13 protein-coding genes are annotated in these 15,351 nt (G+C 66.4%); 6 read left to right on the top strand and 7 right to left on the bottom strand.

Going from position 1 to position 15,351, the window contains the following annotated elements; genetic code table 11:
* Positions 1-27 precede the first annotated feature (27 nt).
* The 5 genes from AC1DEK_RS14415 (at position 28) to AC1DEK_RS14395 (ending at position 6,225) form a co-directional block, all read left to right on the top strand.
* The gene (locus tag AC1DEK_RS14415) at positions 28-717 is read left to right on the top strand and encodes a response regulator (protein WP_478125934.1); all 690 of its coding nucleotides are present in this window, start codon (positions 28-30) and stop codon (positions 715-717) included.
* On the top strand, positions 714-2,234 hold the full coding sequence (locus AC1DEK_RS14410; protein WP_478125933.1) for a sensor histidine kinase: 1,521 nt from the start codon (positions 714-716) through the stop codon (positions 2,232-2,234). The genes AC1DEK_RS14415 and AC1DEK_RS14410 overlap by 4 nt, the downstream gene beginning before the upstream one ends.
* Positions 2,235-2,390: 156 nt before the next feature.
* Positions 2,391-2,879 (top strand): tripartite tricarboxylate transporter TctB family protein, encoded by a 489-nt coding sequence (locus AC1DEK_RS14405; RefSeq protein WP_478125932.1) that lies wholly within the window; start codon positions 2,391-2,393, stop codon positions 2,877-2,879.
* Between the two features lie 3 nt (positions 2,880-2,882).
* Positions 2,883-4,427, top strand: coding sequence for a tripartite tricarboxylate transporter permease (locus AC1DEK_RS14400; protein WP_478125931.1), 1,545 nt, complete (start codon positions 2,883-2,885; stop codon positions 4,425-4,427).
* A gap of 133 nt (positions 4,428-4,560) precedes the next feature.
* Positions 4,561-6,225, top strand: a complete 1,665-nt coding sequence (locus AC1DEK_RS14395; protein ID WP_478125930.1) for an NAD(P)/FAD-dependent oxidoreductase — start codon at positions 4,561-4,563, stop codon at positions 6,223-6,225.
* A 100-nt stretch (positions 6,226-6,325) separates the two neighbouring features.
* On the opposite strand, the gene htpX is transcribed toward AC1DEK_RS14395, so the two are convergent.
* The 4 genes from htpX to pyrC all read right to left on the bottom strand — a co-directional run bounded on the left by htpX (position 6,326) and on the right by pyrC (position 9,832).
* Positions 6,326-7,192 (bottom strand): protease HtpX, encoded by an 867-nt coding sequence (gene htpX / locus AC1DEK_RS14390; RefSeq protein WP_478125929.1) that lies wholly within the window; start codon positions 7,190-7,192, stop codon positions 6,326-6,328.
* A gap of 78 nt (positions 7,193-7,270) precedes the next feature.
* Positions 7,271-8,044: a DUF3025 domain-containing protein gene (locus tag AC1DEK_RS14385; protein WP_478125928.1), complete on the bottom strand. Its 774-nt coding sequence runs from the start codon at positions 8,042-8,044 to the stop codon at positions 7,271-7,273.
* A 7-nt stretch (positions 8,045-8,051) separates the two neighbouring features.
* Positions 8,052-8,795, bottom strand: a complete 744-nt coding sequence (locus AC1DEK_RS14380; RefSeq protein WP_478125927.1) for an NYN domain-containing protein — start codon at positions 8,793-8,795, stop codon at positions 8,052-8,054.
* The gene (pyrC, locus tag AC1DEK_RS14375) at positions 8,792-9,832 is read right to left on the bottom strand and encodes a dihydroorotase (RefSeq protein WP_478125926.1); all 1,041 of its coding nucleotides are present in this window, start codon (positions 9,830-9,832) and stop codon (positions 8,792-8,794) included. The genes AC1DEK_RS14380 and pyrC overlap by 4 nt, the downstream gene beginning before the upstream one ends.
* Positions 9,833-9,930: 98 nt before the next feature.
* Here pyrC and AC1DEK_RS14370 point away from each other — a divergent pair, with 98 nt between their 5' ends.
* Positions 9,931-10,368 (top strand): JAB domain-containing protein, encoded by a 438-nt coding sequence (locus tag AC1DEK_RS14370; protein WP_478125925.1) that lies wholly within the window; start codon positions 9,931-9,933, stop codon positions 10,366-10,368.
* Positions 10,369-10,396: 28 nt separating this feature from the next.
* On the opposite strand, the gene AC1DEK_RS14365 is transcribed toward AC1DEK_RS14370, so the two are convergent.
* From AC1DEK_RS14365 to AC1DEK_RS14355, 3 genes are all read right to left on the bottom strand, one after another.
* The gene (locus AC1DEK_RS14365; RefSeq protein ID WP_478125924.1) at positions 10,397-11,050 is read right to left on the bottom strand and encodes a redoxin domain-containing protein; all 654 of its coding nucleotides are present in this window, start codon (positions 11,048-11,050) and stop codon (positions 10,397-10,399) included.
* 22 nt (positions 11,051-11,072) lie between these two features.
* The gene (locus AC1DEK_RS14360) at positions 11,073-14,339 is read right to left on the bottom strand and encodes an adenylate/guanylate cyclase domain-containing protein (protein WP_478125923.1); all 3,267 of its coding nucleotides are present in this window, start codon (positions 14,337-14,339) and stop codon (positions 11,073-11,075) included.
* 67 nt (positions 14,340-14,406) lie between these two features.
* Complete coding sequence (locus tag AC1DEK_RS14355) at positions 14,407-15,321, bottom strand: LysR family transcriptional regulator (RefSeq protein ID WP_478125922.1); 915 nt, start codon at positions 15,319-15,321, stop codon at positions 14,407-14,409.
* Between the last annotated feature and the right edge of the window lie 30 nt (positions 15,322-15,351).

Below are 15,351 nucleotides of genomic sequence, written 5' to 3'. Positions count from 1 at the left end.
CGTATCCCGTCGAGGCACCGCTGCCGCATGCGCATCCTGCTGGTAGAAGACGAAGCCGAACTCGCGGCATGGCTGGTCCGCGCGCTGAAGCAAAGCGGCTTCGTCACCGACCACGCACCCGACGCGCGCACGGCCGAGGCCCTGCTGGCCGGCAATGAATACGACGCCGCCGTGCTCGACCTGCGCCTGCCGGACAAGCACGGCCTGGCACTGCTCTCGGCCATGCGCGACGAAGGCGATCGGACGCCGGTGCTGGTGCTCACGGCAGAAGGCTCGCTGCAGGATCGCGTGCGCGGTCTGCATCTGGGCGCGGACGATTTCCTGAGCAAGCCTTTTGCGGTCGAAGAGGTGGAAGCGCGTCTCACGGCGCTGGTGCGGCGCAGCCGCGGCACGCAGCATCCGCGCATGCACTGCGGATCGCTGACCTACGACAGCGAAAGCCATGCCTTCATGCTGCAAGGCCAGCTCCTGGCCCTCACGCCGCGCGAGCATGCGGCGTTGATCGCGCTTCTGCTGCGCGCCGGCTCGCCCGTCGGCAAGCAGCGCCTGTCGGGCAAGGTGTTCCCGCACGACAGCGAGGTCGGGCCGGCGGCGATCGAACTGGTGCTGCACCGGCTGCGCCGCAAGCTGGCCGACAGCGACGTCCGCATCACCACGGTCCGCGGCCTCGGCTACATGCTGGAAGACGTCTCCTCAGGCACGGACGACCTCGGATGAAGGCCGAGCCGCGCCGCATCGGCATCCGCACGCTGCTGCTCGCGATGCTGCTGCCCGCGATCGTCGCGCTGCTGGCGATCGACACATGGATCGACTACCGCGCCATCTCCAGGGTGGTGGTCGATGCGTACGACCAGGCCCTCATTGAACCGGTCGAAGCGCTGAACGACAGCATCGCGATCGGCGACGACCTGAAGCCGCGCGTCGACACCGCCTTTTCGGTGCAGTCGATGTTCGAGTCGACGCGATCCATTCACAAGCATCTGCATGTGGGCTACACGCCGCTATCTGCCAAGAACGCCCGCAACAGCGCTGCGGCATCCGAGAAAACGCTGGTCGGCGTTTCCGATCTGCCGCCACCACCGGCCGGTCCGGACAACGTCGCGCAGTTCTACGACGCAACCTATCGCGGCTATCCAGTGCGCATTGCCGCACTGCGCCGCACAGTGCGCATCAACGAAACGGAGGGATACCGCGTACTCAGCCAGGCCGCCGAAAGCACCGGCTTCCGCCAGCAGGCGTTGGCCGACTCATGGCACCAGGCGCTCTGGAACGACGTGCGGATCGTGACCGTGATGGTCGTTCTGGTGTGGCTGGGGGTGGCGCTCTCGCTGCGCCCGCTGCAGCGGCTGCGCCGATCGCTTGCGACTCGCGCACCGGGCGACCTCGAACCTCTCGACGCGAGCGATGTGCCTTACGAAGTCGCGCCGCTCGTGGAGGCGGTGAACCACCACATCGCCAACCAGGGCGACCTCTTGGCCAAGCAGTCGCGCTTTCTTGCCGACGCGTCGCATCAACTGCGCACGCCGCTGGCCATCATGCTGACGCAGGCCGGGTACGCGCTGCGCGAACGCGATCCCGAAACGATGCGCGAAACACTTCGCGCAATCGTCGCCCAACTGGTGCGCGCCCGCCGGCTGAGCGAGCAACTGCTGGCGCTAGCGCACGCGAGCGAGTCCGCGTCGGACGCGGGAGCCCTCCCGATCACTGACCTCAACGCGGTGGCGCGCGAGGTGGTGCTGCAACATCTGCCGCTCGCACGCGAAAAGAACCAGGATCTCGGCTGGATCGACGCGCGCGGCGATGCGGAAATCGAAGACGCAGACTACGAACCGGCCGTTCCGGTTGTGCCAGTTGCTCCGGTCGCCGCGCAAGCCGCAGAACTGCACGAAGCACTGTCGAACCTGGTCCACAACGCCATCAAGTACACGCCGGCCAGAGGCCACATCACCGTGGCCGTTCGCTTTGACGGCGACTGGGTCGAGGCTGAAGTCTGCGACACCGGGCCGGGCATTCCGCAGAGCCGATGGGCAAGCGCGTTCGAACGCTTCCAGCGCTCGGACATCGTGGGCCCCGAAGAGGGCCGCGGCGCCGGCCTGGGACTCGCCATTGCACAGGCCTATGCGCACCGCAATGGCGGCGAAATCACGCTTGGCGACGCGCCGCCGCTCGAAGGCCTCGCAGGCGGATTGCGCGCCGTACTGCGGTTGCCGCGTGCGGTTCAACCCGATAAGTGATAACACGTATTTTGAAGAGCCCGCCTGCCACTGAAAGGAGATTGGAAGGCTTGATTTCTAGACTGCCTTTTGCTCAGCGTGCACATCGCATGCGACAAAGGAGACAAACATGCAGTGCCAGCGCAGGCATACGGGCCATCGGCTCGGGGGGCGGCAATGAAAGCCCTCACTTCCAAGGTCAAGAAAGACTATTACGGCGGCGCCTTGATGGTGTTCGTCGGGCTCATCGCGGTCTACGCGGGGCTTGATTACCGCACCGGCACACCCGCCCGCATGGGCCCCGGTTTCTTTCCGGTTGCCGTCGGCGTGCTCCTGGCCATCACAGGCCTGCTGATCGCGATCACCGCCCGATCCGACAGCGGCAGCTCATCCAAGATCGCGGTCGGTCACGGCCACGGGACTGGCCTTCCCGACGTGCGCGGCGGCATCTGCATCATCGTGGCCGTGCTGGCGTTCCTGCTGCTGGGCGTCTATGGCGGACTGGTCCCAGCGACGTTTGCCATCGTCTTCATCTCGGCGCTAGGCGACCGCACGAACACCATCACGCAGGCGATCCTGCTGGCGCTATCGATGTGCATCGTCGCGGTGATCGTCTTCTGGTGGGCGCTGCGCTTGCAGCTTCCGCTGTTCCAGTGGGGGATGTAGACCATGATGCAGTCTCTCCATGACCTGTGGTTCGGGTTCGGCGTTGCCTTCCAGGGCACCAACCTGATGTGGTCGTTCTTCGGCGTGCTGGTCGGCAACCTGATTGGCGTGCTGCCCGGCATGGGCGCGCTGTCGGCGATCTCGATCCTGCTGCCGCTCACCTACGCGATGCACCCGGTCCCGGCCATCCTGATGCTGGCCGGCATCTTCTACGGCTCGCAATATGGCGGCGCCATCGGCGCCATCCTGCTGAACCTGCCTTCGCATCCGCCGCACGCGGTGACCTGCCTGGACGGCTATCCGATGACGCGCGCCGGCAAGGGCGGGACGGCGCTCGGCATCACCATGATCTCGTCGTTCTTCGCGGCGTCGGTCGGCATCCTGGTGATGATCTTCGCGTCGCCGCTGCTGGTGGCCGTGGCCTTCAAGTTCGGGCCGACCGAGATTTTCTCGATCATGCTGCTGGGCCTGCTGGCGGGTTCCACCATGTCGCGCGGTTCGCCGCTGAAAGGCGTTGCCATGACGCTGTTCGGCCTGCTGTGCGGCGTGGTCGGCACCGACGTGAACTCGGGCAGCTTCCGCTTCTCGTTCGGCATCCCTGAACTCAGCGACGGCCTCGAACTCGTGGCGATCGCCATGGGCTTGTTCGGCGTCGCCGACTTCCTGCTCAACGTGAACCGGATGACCATCATCACGAGCAACACCTCGCTGCGCGTGCGGGACATGCGCCCGAGCCTGGCCGAGTTGAAGGAAGCCTTCTGGCCGATGGTGCGCGGCACGCTGGTCGGCACCGTCTTCGGCGCGATGCCCGGCACCGGCCCGACGATCACGACCTTCATCGCCTACGCGCTCGAGCGCAAGGTCTCGAAGACGCCGGAGAAGTTCGGCACCGGCATGATCGCCGGCGTGGCGTCGCCCGAAGCCTCTTCGCATTCGAAGACGCAGGTCGACTTCATCCCGACGATGAGCCTGGGCATTCCGGGCGACGCGGTGATGGCGCTGATCCTCGGTGCGCTGATGATCCAGGGCATCGCCCCCGGCCCGCAGCTCATCACCGAGCATCCGGACATCTTCTGGGGCCTGATTGCCAGCTTCTGGATCGGCAACGTGCTGCTGATCATCCTGAACGTGCCGATGATCGGCGTGTGGGTCAAGATGCTGCAGGTGCCGTATCGCTACCTGTTCCCGTCGGCGATGTTCTTCATCGCGGTGGGCGTCTTCAGCACGCAGAACAGCCTCTTCCAGATCTGGGAAGTGCTGGCCTTCGGTGTCATTGGCGCGCTGCTGATCACGCTGGAATTCTCAGTCGCGCCGATCATGCTGGGTTTCGTGCTCGGGCCAATGGTGGAAGAAAACTTCCGCCGCGCCATGCTGCTGTCCCGCGGCGACATCAGTGTGTTCGTGCAGCGCCCCATCAGCGCGGCCTTCATCGCACTGTCGGCGCTGCTGTTGATCGGCGTCACCTGGTCGAGCTTCCGTGGCCGCGCGGTCAAGCGCGTCGAAGCGGATGCGGATGGACTGGGCTCTGAAGCCGTCTCGGAAGCCTGACACGGCCAGGGCGATCAGTCCCTGATCCCTCCCGCAAAATGACCTGCGGCGCGATGTGCGCGCCGCAGGTCATTTGCCATTCAGGAAGGGGTTTTATGATCCGGGCCCCTGCTTGATAGACCCAAGCCACCACATGCTGCGAATTTCAGAAATCAAACTGCCGCTCGGCCACGACGAAGCGGCCCTCCCCGCAGCCATCGACGCCGTGCTCGGCATCCCGCCCGGCGCCGTGCGCGAGTTCAGCATCTTCAAGCGCAGCTTCGACGCGCGCAAGGCGCAACTGCTGCAGGTCTATATCGTCGACGTGACGATCGCGGATCCGGCGACAGAAGCCGCGCTGCTCCACAAGTTCGCAGAAAACCCCCGCATCGTCCCGACTCCCGACATGGCGTGGGAGCCGCCAGCGCAAGCGCCCGCGACGCTGCCGCTACGGCCGGTGGTGATCGGCTTCGGCCCCTGCGGCATCTTTGCTGCGCTGGTGCTCGCGCAGATGGGATTCAAGCCGATCGTGCTGGAGCGCGGCAAGACCGTGCGGCAACGCACCAAGGACACCTGGGGCCTCTGGCGCAAGAGCGTGCTCAATCCCGAATCCAATGTGCAGTTCGGTGAAGGCGGCGCGGGCACGTTCTCCGACGGAAAGCTCTACAGCCAGATCAAGGATCCGCGCTTTCTCGGCCGAAAGGTGATGGAAGAGTTCGTCAAGGCCGGCGCACCGCCGGAAATCCTCTACGTCGCGCATCCGCACATCGGCACATTCAAGCTGGTGAAGGTCGTGGAGAACATGCGCGAACAGATCACCGCGCTCGGCGGCGAGATTCGCTTCGAACAGCGCGTGACCGACGTGCTGATCGAGGACGGCCCCGACGGCAAGCACTTGCGCGGGCTGACCGTGCTCGACCAGCGCACCGGGCAAACCAGCGAGCTGCGTGCCGATCACGTGGTGATGGCGCTCGGCCACAGTTCGCGCGACACCTTCGCGATGCTGCACGAGCGTGGGGTACACATCGAGGCCAAGCCCTTCTCGATCGGCTTCCGCGTCGAGCATCCCCAAGGCTTGATCGACCGCGCACGATGGGGACGGCACGCAGGTCACCCGCTGCTGGGTGCGGCCGACTACAAGCTCGTGCATCACGCGAACAACGGACGCTCGGTGTACAGCTTCTGCATGTGCCCCGGCGGCACTGTCGTGGCGGCTACCAGCGAGCCGGGCCGCGTGGTGACCAACGGTATGAGCCAGTATTCACGCAACGAGCGCAACGCCAACGCGGGCATCGTGGTCGGCATCGATCCGCAGGATTTTCCGGGCTGGGAAGAAGGCCGCACGGGTTCACCGCTTGCAGGCATCGAGCTTCAGCGCGCGCTGGAGTCCAACGCCTTCGTGCTAGGCGGCGGCGACTACCGCGCACCGGGGCAACTGGTCGGCGATTTCGTGGCAGGCAGGCCGACAACGGTGCTTGGCAGCGTGGAGCCGTCGTACAAGCCCGGCGTGACGCCGGTCGACCTCCGCGCCGCACTTCCGGACTATGCGACCGAAGCCATGCGAGAGGCCTTCCCCGCCTTCGGACGCAAGATCAAAGGCTTCGATCTGCATGATGCCGTCCTGACCGGCGTCGAGACCCGCACCTCGTCACCCATCAAGATCACCCGCGGCGAAGACTTCCAAAGCCTCAACGTCCGCGGCCTGTATCCCGCCGGCGAAGGCGCGAGCTACGCGGGCGGCATTCTCTCGGCCGGAGTGGATGGCATCAAGGTAGGCGAGGCGGTTGCGCTCGGCATCGCAGCCGGCGTACGCATCTGAATCGAGAAACACCGAGGAACCGGCTCTGCCGGGCCGCCGGTGTTGCCCCCGGTAGGGGGTAGGCGAAGCGACACGAAGTGCGCGCAGCCTGGGGGCGAGCCTAGCCTTGCAATGCCGCGATGCGCTGCTCGATCGGCGGATGCGTCGCGAACAGGCTTCCGAGCTTGCCGGTAATACCCATCGCTTCGACCGACTTCGGCAGTTCGCCCGGAGGCAGGCCACCCAGGCGCGCCAGCGCATTCATCATCGGCTGCTTGCGGCCCAGCAATTGCGCGGAGCCCGCATCCGCCCGGAACTCACGTTGGCGGGAGAACCACGCCACCACGATGGCAGCTGCGAAGCCGAGCACGATGTCCAGCACGATCGTCGTCACGAAGTAGCCGATGCCCGGGCCCGAGTTGCGGTCGTCGCCGCGGCGCAGGAAGCTGTCGACCGCATAGCCGATCACCCGCGACAAGAACACCACGAACGTGTTCATCACGCCCTGGATCAGCGTCATCGTGACCATGTCGCCGTTGGCGACGTGGGCGATTTCATGGCCGATCACCGCTTCGACCTCTTCACGCGTCATGTTTTGCAGCAGACCGGTCGAGACGGCGACCAGCGAAGAGTTCTTGAAGGCGCCTGTCGCAAACGCGTTGGGCTCACCCTCGAAGATGCCGACTTCGGGCATGCCGATGCCGGCCTTGTCAGCGAGCTTTTTCACGGTCTGCACGATCCAGGCTTCGTCAGGCGACTGGGGTTCGTTGATGATCCGCACGCCCGCCGTCCACTTGGCCATCGGCTTGCTGATGAGCAGCGAAATGATCGCGCCGCCAAATCCCATGATCAGCGCGAAGCCGAGCAGCGCCGAAAGATTGAGTCCGTTGGCGGTGAGAAAGCGGTTGACGCCCAGCAGGCTCGCGACGATGCCCAGCACCGCCACTACCAGGACGTTGGTCAGCACGAACAGAAGGATGCGTTTCAAGTTGGATTCTCCGTGAGGAAGCGTGTGCACAGTTGGGGGCCGGGCGGCTGCGATTCAAGCTGCGCGGTACGGCAGGGCCTATGGGTTTGGGCTTGGTTCTGCGACCCTGCGGGGGCGAAAAACGGCCGGATCATCATAGAAGGAAAAGTTCTCGTTGGGCATCCACCACCCGGGCACGCCGAGCACGGGCAGCGGCACGAAGGGCTTGGCCGTGAGGTGTGCGGGGTCCAGTGCCGAGACTATGCCGGCATCGTCAGGCGCGATCGAATGATTTCCCCCCGGCGCTATGAGGACATGCGCCGTCGCGGCCTTGCGGGGTGACGTCAGCTTTTCGAGCAGTGCATGCCCGAACACCAGCAGCCGCGCATCACGCCAGGGCGTTCGCCGCGTGACGAAGAGGCCATGCCAGTCGCGCGCGAGCAATGCTTCCCACAATGGCGGCGGCGCGTCGAGCACGGCGCCGTTCTCGTCGAAGAGTGTCAGTGCATCGCGCAGCGGACCGCGCGACGCGCCGATGCCCGCGCGGGCGATCTCGGCGGCCTGCAGCTCGTTGAGCCGCCGCTTGGCTTGGGGAAAGTGCAGCCACACCAGGCCGTTGAAGAGATCGTGGAGGTTGTCGCGCGTGGGCACGCACGCGGTGCGATGGATGAAGGCTTCGTACGCTTCGTTCGGCGGTGCGCTGTCAGGCGCAACAAAGCGCAGAAACCCTGCGCGCAACTCGATGCTCGCCGCTTCGGCTACCAAAGCTTCAGCGGCGCTCGCACCTTGCTTCGTACGCGTGCCCACGCGTTCGACACACGGCGCATAGGGTTCCATCCAGGGCCGGGCGGTGTCGATCGTCGAGCGCGACACGAGGAGTTCACAAAGTCGCGGGGCCGATGAACTGCACCTTGTTGGGCCTCTTTTCCGGGGTCAGCGCGAACAGCTCGGGGTGTTTACCGAAGAACTTCGGCGAGCTCACAGTCGTGCCGAGCAGCTTCGCAGCGCGCAGCCGTTCAGCGGCAACGTTGAGCTCCACCTGGCGACCCATGCCCAATTCGGGGACTGCCTGAAGGATGCGAATCACTTCGTCGGGCAGGGCGGGTGCGCGCGGCGCCGCAGGCTGCTCGGCCTTGGTGCGCCGGGGCGCACGCGCGGCGCGCTTGGTGGCGGGTTTGGCGACCGCCGGCTTCGCTGTCGAATGGTGCTGAAGATCAACAAAGCTGTCGTACACGCCCACGGTGTCGTCGCCCGTCTTGCCTTGCTGACCGATACCGCAGACGCGGCAGCCCTTCTCTCGCAGCCGGATGACGAGCGGCGCGAAATCTGAATCGGACGACACGAGCACCGCGATATCCGGACGCTCGGCGACTGCCAGGTCCATGGCGTCGACCGCGAGAGCGATGTCGGTGCTGTTCTTGCCCGCGGAAATATTGACCATTGGCCGCACCGACAGTCGCTTGAAAAGCGCCTGCTGCTTGATCGCAGTCTCGGCATTGCAGTAAGCGCGCCGGACATGGACGCTGCCGTGCTCCGCCAGCGTGCGCTGCACGGCTTGCTCGATGACATCGGCGGAAACGTTGTCGGCATCGATGAGCAGCATCACGCGTGGAGTGCCGTTCATGAAAGCTTCCAGCCGATGGTTTCGCCGCCGCGCAGCGGCTTCAGCGTGGCATCGCCATAGGGCACTGCTTCAGGCACTGTCCAGCTTTCGCGCCGCAGGGTCACAGTGCCATTGTTGCGCCGCAGGCCGTAGAAGTCGGCACCGTGGAAGCTGGCAAAGCCTTCGAGCTTGTCGAGCGCGCCGGCGTTGTCGAAAGCCTCTGCATAAAGCTCCAGCGCCGTCAGCGCGGTGTAGCAGCCGGCGCAGCCCAGGGCGTGTTCCTTGAGGTGCGCGGGATGAGGCGCGCTGTCGGTGCCCAGGAAGAATCGATCGCTGCCGCTGGTCGCCGCTTCAACCAGCGCCACGCGGTGCGTCTCGCGCTTGAGCACCGGCAGGCAGTAGTAGTGTGGCCGGATGCCCCCCGTGAAGATCGCGTTGCGGTTGTAGAGCAGATGGTGCGCCGTGATGGTCGCTGCCGTGAAGCGGCTCGCGTCGCGCACGTAGTGGGCGCCTTCCTTGGTCGTCAGGTGCTCGAAGACGACCTTCAGCTCGGGGAAGTCGCGGCGCAGCGGAATCATCACGCGATCGATGAAAACGGCTTCCCGGTCGAAGAGATCGACGGCGGGGTCTGTCACCTCGCCATGCACCAGCAGCAGCAGGCCGTGCTTCTGCATGGCTTCGAGGGTGGCGTAGGTCTTCTTGATATCGGTCACGCCGGCATCGCTGTTGGTGGTGGCGCCGGCCGGGTAGAGCTTGAGTGCGCGCACGCCGGCCGCGGCGGCCCGTTCGATTTCGTCGGGCGGAAGCCTGTCGGTAAGGTAGAGCGACATGACGGGCTCGAAGTCCACGCCAGCGGGCACAGCGGCGCGGATGCGCTCGCGATACGCCACGGCCTGCTCAGCGGTGGTCACCGGAGGGCGCAGGTTCGGCATGATCAGTGCGCGGCCGAACTGGCGTGCGGAGTGCGGGACGACGGCGTGAAGCGCGGCGCCGTCGCGCACGTGCAGGTGCCAGTCGTCGGGCCGGGTGATGGTGAGGGAGTCGGCGGGGCTTGTCATGGGGCGGGATTGTCCCATCGCGCGCCGGCCTCGCGTGGACGAACGTCCTGTGGATGCCGATTGATACGATCGGGCCGCAGAATCAAAGCGGAGGATCTATGGCGTACTTGAAGGAACTGAAAGTCACGTTCACTCGAAGGCGAGTGGACGATGACCTGCTGAACAAGCCCGTGGAGAACCCACTGCAGGTCTATGAGTTGTTCAAGGACATGCAGGACGAAACGAAGGAAAAGGTCGTTGTCCTGCACCTGAATCCTCAGCTGGAAATCCTGTCATATGAAGTCGCGTCCATGGGCACGGCGCACCACGCGGTACTCGAGCCCGTGGAGATATTCAGGAATGCCATGCTCGCCAGAGCATCCTCGCTGGTCGTCGTCCACAACCATCCGTCCGGCACCTGCAAGCCTTCGAAAGCCGACATCGCCGTGGCACTTCGCATGAAGGAACTCGGCACGCTGCACGACATGGTGCTGCAGGATTTCATCATCATCGGCTACGGCGAGTTCTACAGCTTCCGGGACCAAGGTCTGATCTGACACTGCCGCGGTTGCCCGCAAGGCCGCTTTAGATGGCGCAGGCGCGCGCGGCGCCGAGGATCACTTCTTCCGACGGAAGCTTGCCGATGCCGGGCAGGCCTTCACTCGCGCATTCGATTTCCGCCCAGCGCACGATGCCATCGCGGTCGATCATGTACTGCGCCTTGAGTTGCGGCCATTGCCTGTCGACTTCGCTCGCATCGGTCGGCGTGCACACGTAGCCGTCGAGATCGCCGATCACCTTGGCTGCCTGGGAGATCGGCAGCGGTTCGGGAAGATCACCGAAGGGATTGACGCGGACTTCGTCGAGCTGCTGCAGCATTTCGGGCGTCGGCTCTGGCTTCGGCACGCCGAAGGCGCGATGGGTCGACAGTTCGGGATCGGACGCCAGGCGCAGCTTCGTCGGCCTGAATTTGAAGTACAGGCGGGCGTTTTCGGGTTCGGTCGCCACGACTGCCAGCGTCTCCACGCCGATGGCCTTGAGCTTCTGTTCCAGCGCACCGAGCTGGACGAGCTGTCGTCGACAGAACGGGCACCACAGGCCGACCATGAGTGCGAGGAAGACGGGGCTCCGTCCGCGGTAGTCAGCGAGCGAAACGGTGTCGGGACCGGCCACGGCCGGAAGCGCGAAATCGGGGGCCGGGTCGCCCGGCGCCACGGGATGACTCATCACATATGCCATATCGAGGCTCCTTCAGGCAGGTTCAGCAGAGGAACGGAAGCACCATCAGGGCGTCGGGCTCGAGGCCTGCGCGCTCGCATACCGCCTGTGCCATTGCGAGGTAGGTTTCCGCCTGTGCGGGGCGCCCGGCATCGAGGTACAGCGTAGCCAATCCATCGTAGCAGGGAAAGAGCAGTTGAGGCTCGTCGATCTGCTCGGCCAGCGCCAGGGCTTCCTTGTAGGACGCGAAGGCGCGCGCCTGGTCCCCATGGCACTGATAGATCTGCCCCAGCACGATGAGCGGCACCGCCAGATGGTCGAGCAGTCCGAGCCGGCGATCGAGGCTGGCGGCGGCCCGCGCGGCCTCGATTCCCTCCGCTTCGCAGCGATTCGTCAGCGCGCAATAGGCCACCGCAAGGTTCGCGTACAGCCGCGACTGGAAGCCGAGATCGCCCACCTTGCGGGCGGTTTCCAGGCCGCGCAGACAGGTTTCGATGCTGCGCTGCGGATCGAGCGACGCGTACAGCACGCCCAGGTTCGTGTAGCCGCGGCAGGCCGCCTGCAGCATGTTGTTCGCCTCTGCCTGGGCGACGCTGTTTTCGACGTGCTCCACCGCCTCTGCCGGCCGCCCCAGCCGTGCCAGCGCGACGCCAAGCGTGTTGCAGGCTTCGGCGCGCACGACGCTGGCTTCCCGCTCGCGGCCCGTCGGCTCTGCAGGCACCTCCGCCAGCGCGCGCTGTGCCAGCGCCAAGGCGGTGTCGTTGTCGCCGGCCCGGAAAGCCAGCCGGCCCATTTCCTGGAACAGGTGCGCGCGTTCGATCCGGTCACCTTCTTCGCCGAGCCGGTCGAGACCAGCGCTGAAGCAGGCGCTGGCGCGCTCGCGCTCCCCGGCCTCCCAGTGCAGGCCGCCGGTCTTCCGCAGCACACGCGCCGTGCGAACAGGCTCGTCCCGCCGTGGGTCCGCGTCCTGCACGATCCGGTATTGCGCAAGCGCATCGGCGCGCCGCCCCTGCAAGCCGAGCAGGTCGCCGAGGCGCTCGCGGGCGTCGAGTTCGGCCGTCTCGACCTCGGCCTTCGCGGCGACCGAGTCAGCCGCCGACCCGGACAGCGTTTGCAGCGCGCGTTCGTAGTGGCGAATGGCGTCGTCGTTGGCGTAGACCGCGCGCGCCCAGTCTCCGGCGGCCACGAGATAGCGCGCGCCCCGCGCCTTGTCGGGCGACAGGCTCCAATGGTGCGCCAGCGCTTCCAGCTCCGCCAGGCGCAGCGTGCTGCGCGCCTCCTCATCGATGGGCGCCTGGGCGTCGACGCCCAGCACGGCTTCCAGCGCGAGGCCGGCGCGCTGGTGCAATTCGGTCCGCCGCGAGAGCAGCAGGTTCTGATAGGCCACTTCGTGCAGCAGCGCATGGGTGAAGCACCAGCCCTGCCCATCGGCCCGGACGAGATCGGCCGCCGCAAGCCGACGCAACGATGCCTCGACCGATTGCGGCTCGCTCGCGATACGCTGCAACAGTGCGCTTTCGAAGCCGGCGCCCCACACGGCCGCCTCCTGCAGCACGCGCCGGTCGTCCGCGCCCAATCCGTCGATGCGCGACAGCAGCAGGCCATACAGCGTCGGCGGAACGTCCACGCTGTCGCAGGGGTCCTCGCAGACCCAGCGTCCGTCCTTTTGCACGAGCAGGCCGCGCCCGGCCAGGGAACGAACGATTTCCTCGACGAACAGCGGGTTGCCGCCGGCGCGGGCCGCCACGAAATCGAGCACCGGCGCCAGGTCATCGTCCGCGGACGCGTCCAGCAGATGACGCACGAGCGAGCGCGCCTCCTGCGCAGGGAGCGGACCCAGCTCGATCCCGGTTGCCTCGGCCCTGTCGCTGGACAGCGAGCGCGAACCCGGACGCTGGAAGACCAGCACCATCAAGGGCCGGTCCGCCAGCTGGTCGATGACCTCTCCGAGCAAGTCGACGGATGCCGCATCGGCCCAATGCAGGTCGTCGACCACGATCATCACCGGCTGCTGCGCCAGCCGGCGCTCGATCAGCGCCCGCGCTGCCAGCGTGATCTGGCGCTGCAGCTGCTCTGGCTCGATATCGCGCGGTTTGGTGTCCTGGATACCGAGCAGGTAGTTCAGCACCTTGGCCACCGCATCGGCCTCGTCGGCATTCGCGCCGAGGGCCGTCAAGCCCTCCTGCAGCTTGCGCCGTGCCGATTCCAGCGATTCGCCGGCATCCACGTGGTAGGCACCCCGAAACAGCGCGCCGAAGGTGCCATAGGTCGGCTCGCCGAGCGATGAGCAGTTGGCGCGACGGACGCCCGTCGCTGCCAGGCGTTCGTCGCCTTCCAGGCGCGCGAAGAACTCGGCCAGCAGCCGGGACTTGCCGGCCCCGGCCTCGCCGACGACGCTGACGACTTGTGCCGACCCGCCCTGCATGCGGTCGAACGCAGCCAGCAGACGTTCGACCGCGTCGCCGCGCCCGACCAGCGGTGCCGCGAGCCCCAAATCCGCGAGCCCGCGGGCAGAGGCCAGTTCCGAGCGCACGCCGATCAGGCAATGCACGCGCATGGGCTCGGCCTTGCCGCGCAGCGCCAGTTCGGCGGGCGGCTCGAATTCGAAGCGGTGGCGCACCATCGCGTGCGTCGCTTCCGACACCAGCACCCGGCCCGGCTCGGCGGCGGTGAGCAATCGCGACGCGGTGTTCACCGTGTCGCCGGTGACGGCATACGCGCTGCCGGTGCCGCTGCCCAGGCTGCCGGCGACCACGGCGCCGGTATGCACGCCGATGTGCAAGGTGACAGGCCGGCCGAGACGCGACAGCCAATGCGCGCTCAATTGCCCGACGCCATGCATCATGTCCTGCGCTGCATCCACTGCGCGCAGCGGGTCGTCCTCGTGCGCGCGCGGTGCACCAAACACGGCCATGACCGCATCGCCGACGAATTTCTCGACGAAGCCGTCGTAGCGCGCGATGGCCTGCGCCATCGTGGCGAACAGCGCGTTCTGGAAGGTGCGCAGCGTTTCGGGGTCGAGCCCTTCGGCCAATGAGGTGAAGCCGGTCAGGTCGGCGAACACCACGGTGACCTGTCTGCGATCGGCTTCGTGGCTGGCCTCGCTGGGTGCGGGCGGCGGCGGTGGTGGCGGTGGCGGCGGGCTGACGGCCGCCGCGCGCGCCGTACCGCAGCGCGGGCAGAACGCGAAATCGAAATCGCATTCGAATCCGCACGATGCACAGGAACGGGCCAGCCGACGCCCGCAGCGCTGGCAGAAGGAAGACGCGGGCAGCACATCGGCGCCGCAGCCGACACAGGTCGTGGTCATCGAAGGTTCCGTGCCTCCATGCTGCCCGACTTCCACAGACCGCGCCATGGGCGGGCGCCCGGAGGCGCTACGCGGGCTGCACGATGCCGCCCGCGGTGCCTCTCGCCCGTTCCAGGATGAAGTCGATGAAAGTCCGCGTCGCGCGCGTGTGCTGGCGGTTGGGCATGTAGAGCATGAACATCTGCGTGCCGAAGATGCTCAGGCGCCAGTCGCCGAGCGTGGTCACCACGTCGCCGCGCCGCACGTCGTCGTTCACGACGTAGTCGGGCACCAGGCCGATGCCCAGTCCGGCCAGGATGGCCTGCCGCAGGAACAGGAAGTTCTCGGAAATCAGCGTCGGCTCCAGGACCACCTCGCGGCGCTCCTCGCCCTGGTAGGCGGAGATGCGCAACTGACGACCGATCACCGCGGCAGTCACCACCGGCGCGCCCTGCAGGTCATCGAGTTGCGTGGGCAGCGGATGCGCCTGCGCATAAGCGGTCGACGCGCAGGCCACGTAGCGCACCGGACCGAGTTCGCGCGCAACGAGGTTCTGCGGCGGCTCGGGAATCACGCGGATCGCGATGTCCACTTCGTCGCGCAGCAGGTCTTCGATGCGGTTCTCGAACAGCACGTCGAGCACGATGCCGGGGTACTGCCGCTTGAAGTCGATGAGCCATTCGGACATGACGAGTTGCCCGTAGCCGCTGGGCACGCTCAGCCGCACCCGTCCCTGGAGGCTCTGGCCCAGCATGGTGACCGATTCCCGCGCAGCCACCAGTTCGCCCTGGATCGCCACGCCGTGCTGGTAGAGCCGCAATCCGATCTCCGTGGGCTCGGCGCGCCGCGTGGTGCGCCGCACCAGCTGCGCACCAACCGAGCGCTCGAGCTGGTTGAGGTGATAGCTCACGTTGGCGCGGCTCATCTTCAACCGGCGCGCGGCTTCGCTCAGGTTGCCGGCGTCGAGGATTTCGACCAGAAGAGTGAGCGACTGCAGATCCATGGTTGGGTCGGCATTTTGTCAAAAATTCTT

This window comes from Variovorax sp. 10N420 (genome assembly GCF_056394705.1).
Note: the sequence above shows the minus strand (reverse complement) of the source record. Positions and strands in the feature narration are given on the sequence as shown.

What these genes read in the sequence shown, in the direction of transcription:
- AC1DEK_RS14410 (WP_478125933.1), top strand. Translation starts at nt 714, where the DNA reads ATGAAGGCCGAGCCGCGCCGCATCGGCATCCGCACGCTGCTGCTCGCG.
- pyrC (WP_478125926.1), bottom strand. Translation starts at nt 9,832, where the DNA reads ATGACAAGCCCCGCCGACTCCCTCACCATCACCCGGCCCGACGACTGG.
- AC1DEK_RS14370 (WP_478125925.1), top strand. Translation starts at nt 9,931, where the DNA reads ATGGCGTACTTGAAGGAACTGAAAGTCACGTTCACTCGAAGGCGAGTG.
- AC1DEK_RS14400 (WP_478125931.1), top strand. Translation starts at nt 2,883, where the DNA reads ATGATGCAGTCTCTCCATGACCTGTGGTTCGGGTTCGGCGTTGCCTTC.
- AC1DEK_RS14380 (WP_478125927.1), bottom strand. Translation starts at nt 8,795, where the DNA reads ATGAACGGCACTCCACGCGTGATGCTGCTCATCGATGCCGACAACGTT.
- AC1DEK_RS14360 (WP_478125923.1), bottom strand. Translation starts at nt 14,339, where the DNA reads ATGACCACGACCTGTGTCGGCTGCGGCGCCGATGTGCTGCCCGCGTCT.
- AC1DEK_RS14355 (WP_478125922.1), bottom strand. Translation starts at nt 15,321, where the DNA reads ATGGATCTGCAGTCGCTCACTCTTCTGGTCGAAATCCTCGACGCCGGC.
- AC1DEK_RS14415 (WP_478125934.1), top strand. Translation starts at nt 28, where the DNA reads ATGCGCATCCTGCTGGTAGAAGACGAAGCCGAACTCGCGGCATGGCTG.
- AC1DEK_RS14405 (WP_478125932.1), top strand. Translation starts at nt 2,391, where the DNA reads ATGAAAGCCCTCACTTCCAAGGTCAAGAAAGACTATTACGGCGGCGCC.
- AC1DEK_RS14365 (WP_478125924.1), bottom strand. Translation starts at nt 11,050, where the DNA reads ATGGCATATGTGATGAGTCATCCCGTGGCGCCGGGCGACCCGGCCCCC.
- AC1DEK_RS14395 (WP_478125930.1), top strand. Translation starts at nt 4,561, where the DNA reads ATGCTGCGAATTTCAGAAATCAAACTGCCGCTCGGCCACGACGAAGCG.